Source organism: uncultured Cardiobacterium sp. (assembly GCF_938028825.1).
In the GTDB taxonomy this organism is placed as follows: domain Bacteria; phylum Pseudomonadota; class Gammaproteobacteria; order Cardiobacteriales; family Cardiobacteriaceae; genus Cardiobacterium.
The window spans coordinates 10854-26239 of sequence record NZ_CALIZP010000062.1 but is presented as its reverse complement, the minus strand read 5'-3'; the positions used below and the strand labels follow the sequence as shown (position 1 = coordinate 26239).

Genomic DNA, 15386 nt, shown 5'->3' with positions numbered 1-15386 from the left:
TATGTTGATAAAGCGGTGGGACTAGAAATGTTTCCATTGCAGTCCTTCCGTGTGGAAAAGGAATTGGCGCGAGCCTTCCTGATAGAAATTGAGCTCAATCATCATGGTTTTGGATTTTTTGATTTTGGCGGCGAGATTGCCCGCCTTGCCGGCAAGGAACAGGGTGGTCATATCGGCATCGCCCGCCTCTACCAGGCTGATTTTCTGCGGTTTGCCGTTATCGAATTTGATAGTGGCACGACAGCCGTCATAGCCGCAGGAAAATTGCCCTTTGGAGATGGTGAAATAAATGTCGTTGCCGTATTTGGCGCTTTTCCTTAGTTCCATTTTCAGCGTCGAACCGCCGTTATAGGGAAAGTTAAAATCCACGCTGTTTTCCGAGGTCAGCATTGCCCAATAGCTTTTGGTGTTGCGCATCTGGTCGGTGTCTTCGTTATAGCGCCATTTGCTGTTAACCGGTGTGGCAGCTTCCTGTTTCTCGTCCGCTTTCTTTTCCGCCGCTGCATTAACCGTGGGCATAATGTCTTTATCGGCATCCGGGTAGTCGGATATATCGGTATTGGCGCCTGTCGGTTCATTGCGGATAATCGGCTTATCATTGGCATTGGAGAGGACATATCGGACTTCGTAACCATTGCCGCGCGGCCAGTTCTGGCGATAGACGGCATGGCGTATGCCGTCTATGGTGGTTTCGCCCGCTTTGCCTGCTTTCAATTTGCTTTCGATAATTTGGGGCAGGGATCTGCCGGTTGCGGCTATCGCCAGTTCTTTGGCGGCAGCAATCAGGGATGCGGTGCCGCTTGCCGCCTGTTTGGGATTGTTGTAATTGAGCAATAGTTTCAGCTTGCGCGCATGATTCTGTGTGCCGATGACGTAATAAGACAGGTTATTGGCCATTCTGTCCCGCGTCCTGGTGCCGATGTCCTGATATTCCGAGGCACAGATATAAATGCCGTCACCAAGAGCATCGTTATAGCGGCGGGTGGGTAGGGTATTGCCGAGATATTGGCAGGCATCCTGGGGTTCCCAGCGGCGTTTGCCGACAGGCGCGGGCGGTATTGCAGGTTGCGGTGCTGCCTGTGGTGCGGATGCTGCTACTTCTGCTACCTCAGGTTGTTGGGCGACAGGCTGCACCGGCTGGGGCGTTTTGCGGGCAGGCGGTGGTGTCGCGGGTGGGTTTGTGGCCGTGGGTGCGGAGGCTGTTGTCGCGGTATTGGTGGTAGCGCCGCGTTCTGAACCCGAATCGAAAATTGCCATTCCAACTGAAAGCAGAATAATGGCAAGGGAAACGTAAGCCGCGATTCTGAACAGGCGTTTTATTTTTTCCCACAAGTAATTGCCACCATCAGCAAATTGATTGCGCAGGTTATTGCCAAATATGCCTTGCCAATCCAGTCCGGCAGTTTGGAAAGTAAACTGCTCACTACCGTGCTCGGCAATGGTAAATTCAGCAATCAGCGTCTTGGATTTAAACAGCTTACGGATAAATGTTTCTTTACCCTGAATGATAAGGGCGATATTGGTTGCGGTATTAACAGCGGTTTTGCAATGCTGTTTTTCAATTTTGTTTCGGTCAAATTTTATATTGGCGAAGAAACCGCCTGATTGACCGATAAATTTGCCGCGCGATAATTGAAAAGCAAGGGATATTTTATTATCGAGCGTTTTGCGGATAATAAGGTCAACGTATGCTTCGCCCGCTGTGTCGCCATGCAAATAGACACTGTTGTCCGAGCGCAGACGCGCCCACACGGTTTCGGCATCGCGCATGGCGTCTCTTTCCTGTCCGTATTCCCATTGGGAATCAAAGAAGTCGTCATCGTTGCTGCCTTGTCCGAAGGCGTTTTTGATGGTATCCAGAATATTCATGGGTGTGACAAAAAGTTACGGTTGTGGTTATCCGGGCGCGGCGGAATGTAACGGATACGGAAAATAACACTAGTAATTTCCGTCAGTTATCCATAGAATGCGCGCGGTTGAAATTATTGTAGATTTCTTAATTTTTATTTAACAGCAACAAAAAGTGGCGGTTTTGCCCTTTTTGTGGGGGTCGTATGAAAACTTTCGAGAAAATCAGAATGATGCGTGAAGCGAGACATTGGTCGCAGGAAGAGATGGCGGGGAAGCTGAATATGTCCATTAACGGCTATGCCAAGATTGAGCGCGGCGAAACGCGCCTGAATCTGCCCCGGCTGGAACAGATTTCCGAGATTCTGGGGATGGATATTCTGGATTTGATTCAGACAAACGGACGCGGGCTGAGTTATCAGGTTGGCGACAATAACAACAGCGATATTGCCGTTTATGCGAATGCCTCCCACGAGTTGACGGCCGAAATCGAGCGGCTGAAGCTGATCATCCGCCACAAGGATGAACTGCTGGCGCAACAGGCGCGCGAACTGGCGACGCTGCAAGAGATGGTGTCGCTCTTGAAAAGCAGGTTATGAGCGGGGCTTGGGGCGCGGTTTTGTGATGGCCGCCAGGCGGGATGAATGCAGGGTTTGTGTTTTTTTGCCGCGAACAACGGCTATAAGCCGCGCAACCACGCCGCTTGGCGGATTTTTCTCCCGCCGTTCTGCGGACACCTGCCCCGTATGCGGGAGGAGGGTTTTGGCTGCGTCGCCCGGTGGATTTGGGTCGTGTACGGGGATGGCGGGCATAAAAAAACGGCGGATAGTCCGCCGTTTTTTGTTGAGACCGCCGCTGGTTAGCGCAAGCCTTTGGCGAGGGCGTTGCAGATGTCGGTGGCGTCTTCGAGGCCGACGGAGAGGCGGATGGCACCGTCGCCGAGGCCGATGCGCGCTTTTTCTTCCGGCGCGACGCGGGCGTGGGTGGTGCTGTCCGGGTGGGTGATGATGGTGCGGGTGTCGCCGAGGTTGCCGGTAACGCTCAGCCAGTCGCAGTGGTCGATGAGGTGCCACGCCGCTTCTTTGCCGCCTTTGACGTCGAAGCTGACCATGCCGCCGAAGCCGCCGTGCATTTGTTTTTGCGCGAGGGCGTGTTGCGGGTGGCTTTCGAGGCCGGGGTAGTACACGCGCGCGATTTCGGGCTGTTTCTCGAGCCAGCGTGCGACGTGCAGGGCGCTTTCGCTGTGGCGCTGCACGCGCACGTGCAGGGTTTCCAGGCTTTTGGCGTAGATCCAGCCTTCAAAGGCGTTCATGGTGGTGCCGATGCCGCGCATGAGCTGGTAGATTTTTTCGCCGTCTTCCGCGCTTTTGCTGATGATGATGCCGCCGAGGGTGCGCCCCTGGCCGTCAAGGTATTTGGTGGCGGAATGGACGCTGTAATCGGCGCCGAGGTCGAGCGGGCGTTGCAGGTAGGGGGTGGCGAAGCAGTTGTCCACGGCGAGTTTGGCGCCTGCCGCGTGGGCGATGGTGGCGATGGCGGCGATGTCGCCGATGGCGAGCAGTGGGTTGGAGGGGGTTTCGAGGAAGAGGAGTTTGGTGTTCGGGCGGACGGCGGCGCGCCAGTCGTCAAGGTCGGTCACTTCGACGAGGGTGGTTTCGATGCCGTATTTGGCGAAGGTTTTGCTGAACATGTTGAGGATGGAGCCGAAGCAGTTGCGCGCGCAGATGATGTGGTCGCCCGCTTCGAGTTCGGCGAGGCCGAGGGTGAGGACGGCGCCCATGCCGCTGGCTGTCGCGGTGCCGCGCGCGCCGCCTTCGAGGGCGGCCATGCGCGCTTCGAAGAGTTGCACGGTGGGGTTGCCGAAGCGGCTGTATTGGTAGGCGGCTTCGCGTTCGGCAAAGATGTCGGCAGCTTGTTGGGCGCTGGTGAAGGTGAAGGATGAGGTGAGGTAGAGCGCGGGCGAATGTTCGCGGTTTTCACTCTGTTGTTCGTGGGCGCGGATGGCGCGGGTGGCAAAGGCTTTGTCGTTGTGGTCGGTCATGGTGGGTTTCCGGTTGGGGTGTTTTTTCTGGGACGTTCGCCAAAGCGGTTTTTGGCTTGGTACGCAGGGTTATCGTGGAAACGCCGCCGTGTGACGGGCGGCGTTTTGGCCATGGATGCGGTTATTGTGCGGATTCGAGGCCGTGCAGGGTCGGTTCTTCGGGCTGTGGCACGGCGGGGGCGGTGGCCGGGGTGCTTTGCAGGATGCCGATGTCGTCCCCGCTGGGGCGCAGGGTGGCGGCAGCAGCGGGGTTAGCGGTGTTGCCGGTTGTCGCCGTGTCGGGCTTTTTTGTGTCGCCGCCCTGTTTTTTCAGTTTGTCCTGTATCCAGCTGTCCACGGTCGGCGCAATCTGGTCGTAGCCCCATTGCGCGGCGCTTTTGTAGTAGGGCGCGAGCACCGAGCTGCCCCATTGTTGGTTCAGCGGGGCGGGCAGTTCATTTTCGGGGTGGCCGTCGCTGAAGAGCAGGGCGGCGAAGGTGATGAGCGCGCCGATGAGGACGCCGCGCACGGTGCCGAGGATGAGGCCAAGCAGGCGGTCGAGGAAGCCGAGGCCGGTCATTTTCAGCACTTGCGAGATGAGGAGGTTGACGACGCCGATGAGGAAGAGGGTGCCGATGAAGATGGCGCCGAGGGCGGCGATGTAGGCGATTTTTTCGTCGTTGAAAACGCGGCTGACGTAGTCTCTGGCGACGGGTTCGGCCAGCATCCAGGCGGCGTAGGCGGCAACGAACCAGGCGATGAGCGAGAGGACTTCTTTGACGAAGCCGCGCATCAGGCCGACGAGTGCCGAGATGACGAGGATGCCGCCGAGGGCGAGGTCTATCCAGTTGAGGGTGTCGAGGTTCATGGTGTGGGTTTTCTCCGGTTGGTTTGGGGTTTAGGGGTGGGGTTCGGCAGGCGGGGGAGGGGGTTGTCCGTGCCGGGCGCGCCAAGCGTCGCGTCAGCGGGAAGGCCGGGCGCAAGCGGCGGGTGTGTGAATGTGTTTGGGCGCATGGCGGTCAGCGGTTGACTTGGCGGGCGTTGGTGCCTTCTTTGCCGAGGATGTCGATGTAGGTGCTGGCGTCTGCCGCCGAGAGCGGGCCGATGAAGACGCGGTGCATATCTTTGCCGTTGATGTTGGCGATTTCGGTTTCGACCGGCCAGCCGCGTTTTTTCAGTTGCGCGATCATTTTGTCGGCGTTTTCTTTGCTGCTGAATGCGCCGGCCTGTACCCACGAGCCACCGCGTTTGGGTTTGGGTTTTTCCGGCGGTTTTTCGGCGGCGGGGGCGGTTGCTTCGCGGTTTTCGGTGAGTGCGCTGTTGGCGGGTTTTTCCTGGGCGGCTTTTTGGTTGGCGGCGGCTTGTTCGGCTTCGCGGGCTTTGGCTTTGTCGCTGCCGTCCGGATTGCTGAGGATGGGTTGGGGTTCGCCCGCGTCTTCGTCGAGTGAGGCGAGGGTGAAGGCGGGCTGTGGCGGCGGTGCGGGGAGCCGGGGACTCCTCCCGTTGTCCGTGGCCGGGGGCAGGTTGATGCTGTGCGGTTCGCCCTTGACGCTGAGTTCGATGCCCTGGCGGATGGCGGGCGGGATGTCCGGGCTGAACCAGCGGTCGAAGACGGTGAGGGCGGCGGCGAAGAGGATGGCGATGCCGATGAGGCGGACGGTCCATTTGTTCATGGCTGTTGTCCTTTTTGTACGGCGGCGACGGTGACGAAGGAGCCGAAGACGGCGATGGTGTCAAGCGGGGCCGCCAGGGTGCGGGCCAGGCGGCAGGCGGCGGGGATGTCGTCGCAGGGGTGGATGTTTTTGCGCGCGATGCCGGCGGCGACGGCGTGTGCGGTGAGGGTGCCGATGTCGCTGCCGCGCGCGCCGGGCAGGGGCGCAAGTACCCATTCGTCGATTTCCGGCGCGAGGTGGCGGTAGATGGCGCGCTGGTCTTTGTCGCGCAGGATGCTGCACAGGGCGATGATGCGCCCGCCCCGGCGCGGCAGGTCGTGCAGGTAGCGGGCGAGGATTTCGGCGCTGTCGGCGTTGTGCGCGACGTCGTAGAGCCAGCGCGGCTCGCCGTCAATTAGGCTGAGGCGGGCGGGGTTTTGCGCGCTTTCGCAGGCGGCAGCGAGTTTGGCGGTGTCAAGCGCGAGCCACGGTGCCAGCGCGGCGATGGCGGCGGCGAGGTGGCCGTATTGGTGCGCGCCGTGCATATGGGTTGGGTACGGCAGGGTGTCGTGGTAGCCGGGAACGCTGATGTGCAGGCCGTCTGCTTCTGCCGTTGCGCGCAGTTCTTGGCCGTAGCTGTTTGTGGTCGCGCCGAGGGCGGCGGCACGTTCGTAGAGGACGGCGGGCGGGTGGGCATCGGGCAGGTAAACGCGCTGGCCGGGGCGGAGGATGCCCGCTTTTTCGGCGGCGATGGCGGGGATGTCGTGTCCCAGCCATTCCTGGTGGTCGAGGCCGATGCGGGTGATGATGGCGGCGTCGGCGTCGATGATGTTGGTGGCGTCCAGGCGGCCGCCGAGGCCGACTTCGAGGACGGCGACGGCGGGTTGTCGTTGGGCGATAAGCCAGAGGGCGGCAAGCGCCGACCATTCGAAGTAGCTGAGCGAGATGTCGCCGCGCGCGGCGTCAATGGTGTCGAAGGCGGCGGCGAGGGCGTCGACCGCGACCCATGCGCCGTCGAAGCGGATGCGTTCGCGGTAGTCGTGCAGGTGCGGCGAGGTGAAGGAGGCGACGCTGACGCCGTGCGCGCGGCAAATGGCCTCAAGCCAGCACACGCAGGAGCCTTTGCCGTTGGTGCCGGCGACGGTGATGGTGTGCGCAGCGAGGCGCGGCGCACCGAGCGCCTGCCACACGGCGGCGGCGCGTTCGAGGCCGGGGTCCCAGGCTTTGTCATGTGCGGTTTCTTGCCAGGCCAGCCACTCGCTCAGGGTGCGTTTCATGGGTTTTCTGCGCTTTGGCTGTCGTCGTTGCCGACGGGTTCGGTGTCGTTATCGCCGTGTTCTGCGGGGGCATCGGCGGCCTCCGGCGGCGCGTTTTCCCCGCCTGGCGGGGTTTCCCCGTTTTCGTCCCCGGCCTGCGGCAGCGGCGGTTCCTGCATGAGCATGCCGAGCAGGGTGGCGAGTTCTTCGCGCAGGTGGCGGCGGTCAACGATCATGTCGATGGCGCCTTTTTCGAGCAGGAATTCGCTGCGCTGAAAGCCGTCCGGCAGTTTTTCGCGCACGGTTTGTTCGATGACGCGGGGGCCTGCGAAGCCGATAAGCGCGCCGGGTTCGGCGATGTTGATGTCGCCGAGCATGGCGAGCGAGGCGGAGACGCCGCCCATGGTCGGATCGGTCAGCACGGAGATGAAGGGCAGTCCGGCGTCGCCCAGGCGGGTGAGGATGGCGCTGGTTTTCGCCATTTGCATGAGCGAGGTCAGCCCTTCCTGCATGCGCGCGCCGCCGCTGGCGCTGAAGCAGACGAAGGGGGTACGTTCGGCCAGCGCGTATTCGGCGGCCAAAGCGAAGCGTTCGCCGACGACGGAGCCCATCGAGCCGCCCATGTAGTCGAACTCGAAGGCGGCGGCGGTGAGCGGGCGGTCGTAGAGCAGGCCGCTCATGGCGACAAGCGCGTCGTGTTCGCCGGTTTTTTTCTGCGCCTGGGTGATGCGGTCGCGGTAGCGTTTGCTGTCTTTGAATTTGAGGAAGTCGGATGGTTGCAGGCCGAGGCCGATTTCGGTCGGCATGCAGCCTTCGTCAAAGAGTTGTTCGAGGCGTTTGCGCGCACCGATGCGCATGTGGTGGCCGCATTTGGGGCAGACTTGCTGGTTGTAGTCGAGGTCTTGCGCGTAGAGGACTTCGTTGCAGCCGTCGCATTTTTTCCACAGGCCGTCCGGCACTTGCTGGTTTTTGTTTTTGGTTTTGATGCGCGAGGGCATGAGGTTGTCGAACCAGCTCATGGGTCAGTCCTTGTGGTCAAGATGGGCGCGGATGTCGGCGGTGAAGGCGCGCGCGGTGTCGGTAAGGCTGTCGCCGTTTTCCGCCGCTTGGTGCAGGCGGGCGACCAAGGCGCTACCGATGACGACGCCGTCGGCAAGGTCCGCCATGCGGCGGGCGGTCACGCCGTCGCGGATGCCGAAGCCGACGCAGACGGGCAAGCCGGTGTCGGCTTTGAGGGCGCGGATGTCGGCGGCGATGGCGTCGGCATCGGCCCGTTTGGTGCCGGTCACGCCGCGCAGCGAGACGAAGTAGAGGAAGCCGCCCGCGTGCTGCACGATGGCGCGGCGGCGTGCGGGGTTGGTGGTCGGGGCGACCAGCAGGATGGGGGTGATACCGCTCTGGTTGAGGTCGGCTTCGTAGTCGGGCAGGGCTTCGACCGGGCAATCGACGAGGATGACGGCATCACCGCCTGCGGCGGCAAGGTCGCTCATCACCTGGGCAAAACCCGCGCGCTCGAAGCTGTTGAGGTAGCCCATGAGGATGAGCGGGGTGGTCGCGTCGTCGCGGCGGAATTCGCGCACGATGGCAAGCGTCTGTTGCAGGGTGACGCCGCGCGCCAGCGCCCGTTCGTTGGCCTGCTGGATGGTCTCGCCGTCGGCGGCGGGGTCGGAAAAAGGGATGCCAAGTTCAAGGGCGTCTGCACCGCCGGCGACGAGGCCGTGCAGGATGGCGGCGGTCTGCGCTGGGTCGGGGTCACCCGCGCTGATGTAGGGGATGAGGGCTTTGCGTTGTTGCGCGTGCAGCGCGGCGAAGCGGTCCGGGAGTCGGGTCATGGCTGCCTCACAGGGTGATGCCGTCGCGGGTGGCGATGGTGTTGATGTCTTTGTCGCCGCGTCCGGAGAGGTTGACGATGATGCGTTTGCCTTTGCCCAGTTCGCGCGCGAGTTTCAGAGCGTAGGCGACGGCATGGGCGGATTCGAGGGCGGGAATGATGCCTTCGAGCAGGCAGAGGTCGTGGAAGGCGGCGAGGGCTTCGTCGTCGTTGATGGCGACGTAGCGGGCGCGCCCCGTGTCTTTCAGCCAGGCGTGTTCGGGGCCGACACCGGGGTAGTCGAGTCCGGCCGAGACGGAATGGGTGGCGGCGATTTGCCCGTCGGCGTCGCTCATGACGTAGGTGCGGTTGCCGTGCAGGACGCCGACCGGGGTGTTGCTGTCGCTGAGCGGCGCGGCGTGTTCGCCGCTGGCGAGGCCGTGCCCGCCCGCTTCGACGCCGTAGAGGGCGACGGGGTCGTCGTAGAAGGGGTAGAAGAGGCCGATGGCGTTCGAGCCGCCGCCGACGCAGGCAACGACGGCGTCGGGCAGCGCGCCGAAGTGGGCCTGGGCCTGGGCTTTGGCTTCTTCGCCGATGATTTTCTGGAAGTCGCGCACCAGCATGGGGTAAGGGTGGGGACCTGCGGCGGTACCGATGATGTAGAAGGTGTTCTCGACGTTGGCTGCCCAGTCGCGCAGGGCTTCGTTCAGCGCGTCTTTCAGGGTGCGGCTGCCGGCGGCGACGGGGACGACGGTGGCACCGAGCAGTTTCATGCGGTACACGTTCGGCGCCTGGCGGATGACGTCGTCCGCGCCCATGTACACGACGCATTCCATGCCGAGGCGGGCGGCGACGGTGGCGCTGGCGACGCCGTGCTGCCCCGCGCCGGTTTCGGCGATGACGCGTTTTTTGCCGAGGCGTTCGGCGAGCAGCGCCTGGCCGATGGTGTTGTTGATTTTATGCGCGCCGGTGTGGTTCAGGTCTTCGCGTTTCAGCCAGATTTCCGCGCCGCCCGCCTTGTCGCTGAGGCGTTTGGCGAAGTAAAGCGGCGAGGGACGGCCGACGTAGTCGGCGAGTTCCTGACGGAAGCGCGCCCAGAAGGCGGGATCGTGTTGTGCGGCGGCGTAGGCTTCTTGAAGTTGCAGGACGGCCTGCATCAGGGTTTCGGCGACGAATTGGCCGCCGTAACGGCCAAAATAGCCGCGCGCGTCCGGGTAGGTGTTAGTCGTCATAGGCGGTGTGTACTGCGTTGATGAAGCGCTGCATTTTAGCAGAGGACTTTATGCCGGGCGCGCTTTCAACGCCGCTGGATACGTCCACGGCGAAGGGGCGGCAGGCGCGGATGGCGGCGGCGACGTTGTCGGGATGCAGGCCGCCGGCGAGGATGCGCGGCGCGCTGTGGGCGGGCAGTTTGCCGTAATCGAAGGCGCTGCCGCTGCCGCCGCTTTGCGTTTTGCCATAGGCATCGTAGAGGAAACCGCTGCTGTCCGGATAGGCGGCGAGCCAGTCGGCGACCGCTTGCGCGTCATCAAGATCGCGCATCGGCACGGCTTTGTACCAGCGGCGTCCGAACTGGCGGCAGTAGGCGGCGCTTTCAAAGCCGTGGAATTGCAACTGATCCAGCGGCAGCGCGGCACAGGTGGCGCGCACGGTGTCGGCGTCGGCATCGGCGAAGAGGCCGACGACGGTGATGAGGGGCGGCACAGCGGCCATCAGGCGTTCTGCCCGGGCAAGTTCAAGGTGGCGCGGCGAGCGCGGGTGGAAAACGAAGCCAAGCGCGTCCGCCCCCGCCGCCACCGCCGCCTGCACGTCTTCAAGGCGGGTCAGGCCGCAGATTTTGACGCGCACCCGCATGGTTCAGTCCCCGAATTCGCCGCTGACATCCGCCCAGCCGTCGCTGTCAAAGGCTTCGTCGTGGTAAAACTGCGCGAAGTAAGGCAGGGTTTCCGCCGCGTTTGCCGTGAAGCGGCGGTAGTGCCGCCAGCTGCCGTCGCTTTCGTAGCGGCGGGTTTCTAAGAGGAAGCGGCTGTTTTCGTCCTGCCCGGGGTCTTCCAGCGTCGCCTGGATGTAGCTGTCGTTTTCGTTGTGGCGGTCAAGGATGACGAATTGCGCCTCGCTGTGCGGCAGGCTTTGCAAGAGATCGACGATGTCGGCAAATTCGGGCGCGGGGTAGTCGTCCCACGCGGTCATGACGCGTTTCATCATCAGTAGTATTCGCCGTGTCGGTAGTCCCAGGTGTTAAAGCTGTCGGCAAGGTGCATCATGATGCGCTCGACCGCCAGCCCTTTGCGGATAAGCACCGGGCAGGGATGCACGCCGCGCCCGCCTTTTTGTTCGGGAACGAGGCTGCCGTCTTTATCGACCATCGACACCATCACGCCCTGCTCGTAGCGGGTTTCCACGGTTTTGTCGGGCTGGATGGAGGCGACGTAGTCGTCCGCTTCAATCACGAGATCCACTTTGCTTTCGATGCGCTCGCCGATGCCTTCGACTTTGCCCCGGTTGCCCTTGCCGGAGGGGTTGGCGGAGGAGGCGTAGATCATTTTGCCTTCCGTGCGCCACAGGTGTTCGGCGAGCTGTTCGCCCGGCACGCCGAATTTGATGACGAAGCAACTGGTGCCGCGCCCGTCCATCATCAGCTCTTCGCGCCCGTCTTTGACGAGTGCCGCTTTGGCGTCCGCCCGCCACGGCAGGATGCAGCCGAGGAGGATGTCTTCGTCCCAGTGTTTTTGGTAGAAGGCGTCGATTTCGGGGTTGAGTTGGGCAAGCGCGCGCAGTTGCTCCATGCTGCCGCAGAGGACAACGCCGGGTTTGTTGCGCTTGCGCTCTTTGGCGTCGAATTTGCGTTCCAGCCCCGCCTTGTCGGTCGCCATGATGATGTAGCCGACTTTGGTCGGGCAGACGATGACGCCGCCTGGTTGTTGCAGGGCGGCAAGGCCTTCGGCGGAGAGGGTTTGGTGCCATTGGATGTGTCGGGTCATGGGGGCTCCTTTGCTTGCGGTAGGGTTATTTTTTCAGGAAGGCGGCAACGACGGCCACGAGGGTCATCAGGAACATGACCCATTTGAGGGTTTTCGGCTGAACTTTGACGGCAAGGCGCACCCCGTAATGCGCGCCGGTCATGTTGCCGATGGCAAGAACGATGCCGGGCAGCCATTCGACCTGGCCGCGCGCGATGAAGATGGCGAGCGCGGGCAGGGTGAAAAAGAGGGTGCAGGCGAGTTTGAGCGCGCTGGACTGGACGATGTCGTAGCGCAGGCAGCCCGCGATGGCGGTAATGAGCACAAAGCCGACACCCGCCTGCACGAAGCCGCCATAGACACCGCCGAGCCACAGCCAGAACCAGGCGCGCGCGCCGCTTTCCCTGACGGTGAGCGGCACGGTGCCGGGCGGCGGCATGACCACGGACGGCACGAAGAGCATGATGCCCGCCATCGCCAGCATGGTGCCGAGCAGGAGCGGCTTGATGAGTTCGTGCGGGGCGAAGGCGGCGATGATGGAGCCGCAGATGCCGCCGATGATGGTCGGGGCGAGGATGGCGGGCAGGTCGTGCGTCGGCAGTTTGCCTGCGCGGTAGAAACCGCGCACACCGATGACGCTTTGCAGGATGATGCCGATGCGGTTGGTGGCATTCGCCACTTGCGGCGGGAAGCCCATCATCATCATCGCCGGCAGGATGATGTTCGAGCCGCCGCCCGCCATGACGTTGATGATGCCGCAGATGACACCGAGGACGGCGAGCAGCAGGTAGTGCCAGAGTTCCAGAGTCATCATTTGTCGGGGGCGCTGTTAAAGGTTTTAAGCTGGGCGGCCTGTCCTTCGGCTTTCAGCTTGGCCTGGATGCCCGTCGCCTGGCTTTCGCTGGCGTAGGGGCCGATTTGCACGAGGTAGAGCTTGTTGCTGTCGCCCGACGGGCGGATGTCCACCGGCAGGCCGCGCTGCGCCATTTTTGCGCGCAGTTGTTCGGCCTGTGCCCTGTTTTTGAAGGCGCCGACCTGGATGCGGTAATTGGTGCGCTTGCCGGTGACGGGGCGGGATTTTTTTGCGTCCTTGTCTTTGCCGTCCCTGCCGCTTGCCGCCGCTTCTTTGCCGTCTTTACCGGCGGGTTTCGCCTCCGCCTTCGCCGCCGTTTTGCCGACGGCTTCGGGCGGCGCGGTGAGGCGGCTGTTGGCGGGCTGTTTGCCGTCGCCCTTGCCGGATTTTGCCGCCGTTTCGGCTCTGGCGGCGGTTTTTGCCGCTGCGTCGGTCTTGTTGTCCGCTTTCGGCGCTTTGGCATCGGCCTTGGCAACGGTTTTGCCGCCCGCTTCCGGCGGCGCGGTGAGGCGTTCAGCGGCGGTTTTTTTCACCGGTTTGGCGGGTTCGGTCAAGGTCTTCGCTGCTTTTTCGGCGGCGGGTTTGGCGACAGGTTTTTCGGTGAGGCGTTCGGCAGCGGTTTTTTTCACGGCTTTCGGCTTGTCAGCGGCTTCGGGTTGCGTCCTGCCCGGGCGCAGGGCGGCTGTTTCCGGTGCGGGCGGCGGTGGCGGGGCGGTGATGCCGCCGCGTTCGAGTTCGCGCTGGCGTTCTTGCAGTTCTTTGTAGAAGGTGTATTTCGGCTCGCCGTTGCGGCTCGGCGGGCGGGTCGCGCCGATGGACGGGCGCGGCTGCGCGGTCTTGCCGGGCGGGGTTTCGGCGCGGGCGGTGGTGCTGTCGTGCCCGTCTTTTTGGCCGAACATATTGCCGAGGACGAAGCCGAAGACGATGAGGACGACGGCCATCATCGAGCCGCCCAGCATCCGGGCGGCGAGGTAGTTGTCTTTCGGCGGGGTTTTGCGTTTGCGGGCCATTACATCCTCTCCCTGGCGGCGACACCGATAATGTCGAGGCCGTTACGCAGCACCCGGCGCACGGCGTGGGTGAGCAGCAGGCGGGCATCGCGCACGGCGGGGTCGTCGTGCAGGACTTTGTGCCCGGCGTCGTAGTACTGGTGCCACGCGCCCGCGAGTTCTTTCAGGTAGTTGACGACGAGATGCCCCGCCATCTGGCTGCCGGCGGCGGCGATGGTGTCCGGGTAGCGGGCGAGTTCGCGCAAGAGCGCTTTTTCGGCGGGCTCGGTGAGGCGCGCGCGTTCGGCCAGCGCCGCCTGCGGGTCAAAGGTGATGCCCGCTTCGGCGGCACGTTCGAGGACGCGGCTGGTGCGGGCATGGGCGTACTGGACGTAGTAGTAGGGGTTGTCCTTGCTGTGCGAGACGGCGAGGTCGAGGTCGAAATCCAGATGCTGTTCGGGGCGACGCATGACGTAGAAAAAGCGGGCGGCATCCGAGCCGACTTGCGCGCGCAGGTCGCGCAGGGTGACGAATTGCCCGCTGCGGGTGGACATCTGCATTTTCGCGCCGTCCTTGTAGAGCACGGCGAACTGCACCAGGGCGATGGTGAGTTTGTCCGGGTCGAGGCCGAGGGCGGCAAGCGAAGCGCGGACGCGCGCCATGTAGCCGTGGTGGTCGGCACCGAAGATGTCGATCATGCGGTCGTAGCCGCGTTCGTATTTGTCGTAGTGGTAGGCGATGTCGGAGGCAAAGTAGGTGGTTACGCCGTTTTCGCGGCGCACGACGCGGTCTTTTTCGTCACCGAAGGCGCTGGCGCGAAACCACAGCGCGCCGTCTTTTTCGTAGAGATGGCCGCGCGCGCGCAGGACTTCCAGCATTTCTTCAATACGTCCGTCCGTGACGAGGGAGCGCTCGGAATACCAGCGGTCGAAACGCACGCCGAATTGCAGCAGGTCTTCGCGGATGTCGGCGACTTCGGCGTCCAGACCGGTATCAAAAACGGTACGGTAATCCGTCTCGCCCAGGGTCGCTTTCAGCGCGGCGATGGCAGCGTCAATCCAGGCGTCGCGTTCGCCGTTTTCCACCGCTTCCGCCGTCCAGGTGTCGGGATGGGGCGGCACCCAGCTTTCCGGCGCACGGTAAAGCGCTTCGCCCTGCTGCGCGTAGAGTTCGCGGGCGATGTCAATAACGTAGTCGCCCTGGTAGATACCCTGCGGCAGGGCGCAGTCGCCGCCGCAGTGCTGCATGTAGCGCCAATAGACGGATAAGGCGAGGATGTCCATCTGCCGCCCGGCGTCGTTGACGTAGTATTCGTTATCCACCTGATGCCCGTTGGCACGCAGGATGTTGGCCAGCGTCGCGCCGTAGGCGGCACCGCGCCCGTGCCCGACGTGCAGCGGCCCGGTCGGGTTGGCCGAGACGAATTCGAGCAGGATTTTTTGCGGCTGTACCGCCTGATGCCGCCCGAAGTTTTCCCCTTCTTTAACAATGGCTTCCAGCACGGCGCTGTCGTGGCCGCCCGCAAGACGGATATTGATGAAGCCGGGGCCGGCGACTTCCAGCGCGACGATGCCCGCGTTTTGCGGCATGGCGGCAACAATGGCCCCGGCGAGCTGGCGCGGGTTGCTCTTGAAAATTTTGGCGTTTTGCAGGGCGACATTGCTGGCGAAATCCCCGTGATCCGGTTTTTTGCAGCGTTCCAGTTCCTTTGGCAAATCAAGTAGTTCCGTATCAATATCGCGCTCTTGCGCGACCGCTTGCAGGGCACTGGTCAGGCCCGACAGGATGTGGTTTTTCACGGTTTTCTCTTCTCGCGATGGGTGAGTTGGGCATTATGGGCGAATTATTCTAGCGGCTTAACATTTCATTGCCAAATGGTTTTGCGGGCATCCATCTTCTTGAAATAACAGGGGCTCCCACACAGAAAATCACGTTAGTTTGGTGATTTATTTGTTGATAAAACAAGGTGGTGTGTTTTTCTGTTAGACATTACATACA

Annotated in this window: 15 protein-coding genes; 1 reads left to right on the top strand and 14 read right to left on the bottom strand. The window is 62.5% G+C overall.

Features of this window, described 5'->3' with window-relative positions; translation table 11 throughout:
* Positions 1-21: 21 nt before the first annotated feature.
* Positions 22-1869, bottom strand: a complete 1848-nt coding sequence (locus Q0562_RS09055; RefSeq protein WP_298643642.1) for a DUF6030 family protein — start codon at positions 1867-1869, stop codon at positions 22-24.
* Positions 1870-2054: 185 nt separating this feature from the next.
* On the opposite strand from Q0562_RS09055, the gene Q0562_RS09050 reads away from it, so the two are divergent.
* Positions 2055-2447, top strand: coding sequence for a helix-turn-helix transcriptional regulator (locus Q0562_RS09050; protein ID WP_298643640.1), 393 nt, complete (start codon positions 2055-2057; stop codon positions 2445-2447).
* Between the two features lie 260 nt (positions 2448-2707).
* Here the strand turns inward: Q0562_RS09050 and Q0562_RS09045 are convergent, their stop codons facing one another.
* From Q0562_RS09045 to argS, 13 genes are all read right to left on the bottom strand, one after another.
* A complete protein-coding gene (locus Q0562_RS09045) occupies positions 2708-3889 on the bottom strand; it encodes an O-succinylhomoserine sulfhydrylase (protein ID WP_298643639.1) in 1182 nt (393 codons plus the stop codon).
* A 121-nt stretch (positions 3890-4010) separates the two neighbouring features.
* Positions 4011-4736 (bottom strand): CvpA family protein, encoded by a 726-nt coding sequence (locus Q0562_RS09040; RefSeq protein WP_298643637.1) that lies wholly within the window; start codon positions 4734-4736, stop codon positions 4011-4013.
* 151 nt (positions 4737-4887) lie between these two features.
* On the bottom strand, positions 4888-5541 hold the full coding sequence (locus tag Q0562_RS09035; RefSeq protein ID WP_298643635.1) for an SPOR domain-containing protein: 654 nt from the start codon (positions 5539-5541) through the stop codon (positions 4888-4890).
* Complete coding sequence (locus Q0562_RS09030; protein ID WP_298643633.1) at positions 5538-6797, bottom strand: Mur ligase family protein; 1260 nt, start codon at positions 6795-6797, stop codon at positions 5538-5540. The genes Q0562_RS09035 and Q0562_RS09030 overlap by 4 nt, the downstream gene beginning before the upstream one ends.
* On the bottom strand, positions 6794-7795 hold the full coding sequence (gene accD, locus Q0562_RS09025; protein ID WP_298643632.1) for an acetyl-CoA carboxylase, carboxyltransferase subunit beta: 1002 nt from the start codon (positions 7793-7795) through the stop codon (positions 6794-6796). The genes Q0562_RS09030 and accD overlap by 4 nt, the downstream gene beginning before the upstream one ends.
* Before the next feature lie 3 nt (positions 7796-7798).
* Complete coding sequence (gene trpA / locus Q0562_RS09020) at positions 7799-8608, bottom strand: tryptophan synthase subunit alpha (protein ID WP_298643631.1); 810 nt, start codon at positions 8606-8608, stop codon at positions 7799-7801.
* 7 nt (positions 8609-8615) lie between these two features.
* Entirely contained in the window at positions 8616-9818 is a 1203-nt protein-coding gene (gene trpB, locus Q0562_RS09015) for a tryptophan synthase subunit beta (RefSeq protein ID WP_298643630.1), read from the bottom strand.
* A complete protein-coding gene (locus tag Q0562_RS09010) occupies positions 9808-10440 on the bottom strand; it encodes a phosphoribosylanthranilate isomerase (protein WP_298643629.1) in 633 nt (210 codons plus the stop codon). Before Q0562_RS09010 ends, trpB begins: the two co-directional genes overlap by 11 nt.
* Positions 10441-10443: 3 nt before the next feature.
* Positions 10444-10791: a hypothetical protein gene (locus Q0562_RS09005; RefSeq protein ID WP_298643628.1), complete on the bottom strand. Its 348-nt coding sequence runs from the start codon at positions 10789-10791 to the stop codon at positions 10444-10446.
* Complete coding sequence (locus tag Q0562_RS09000; RefSeq protein WP_298643627.1) at positions 10791-11567, bottom strand: Sua5/YciO/YrdC/YwlC family protein; 777 nt, start codon at positions 11565-11567, stop codon at positions 10791-10793. The genes Q0562_RS09005 and Q0562_RS09000 overlap by 1 nt, the downstream gene beginning before the upstream one ends.
* 25 nt (positions 11568-11592) lie before the next feature.
* Positions 11593-12357, bottom strand: a complete 765-nt coding sequence (locus Q0562_RS08995; RefSeq protein WP_366144751.1) for a sulfite exporter TauE/SafE family protein — start codon at positions 12355-12357, stop codon at positions 11593-11595.
* Positions 12357-13409, bottom strand: coding sequence for an SPOR domain-containing protein (locus tag Q0562_RS08990; protein ID WP_298643624.1), 1053 nt, complete (start codon positions 13407-13409; stop codon positions 12357-12359). The genes Q0562_RS08995 and Q0562_RS08990 overlap by 1 nt, the downstream gene beginning before the upstream one ends.
* Positions 13409-15187, bottom strand: coding sequence for an arginine--tRNA ligase (gene argS, locus Q0562_RS08985; protein WP_298643622.1), 1779 nt, complete (start codon positions 15185-15187; stop codon positions 13409-13411). The genes Q0562_RS08990 and argS overlap by 1 nt, the downstream gene beginning before the upstream one ends.
* Between the last annotated feature and the right edge of the window lie 199 nt (positions 15188-15386).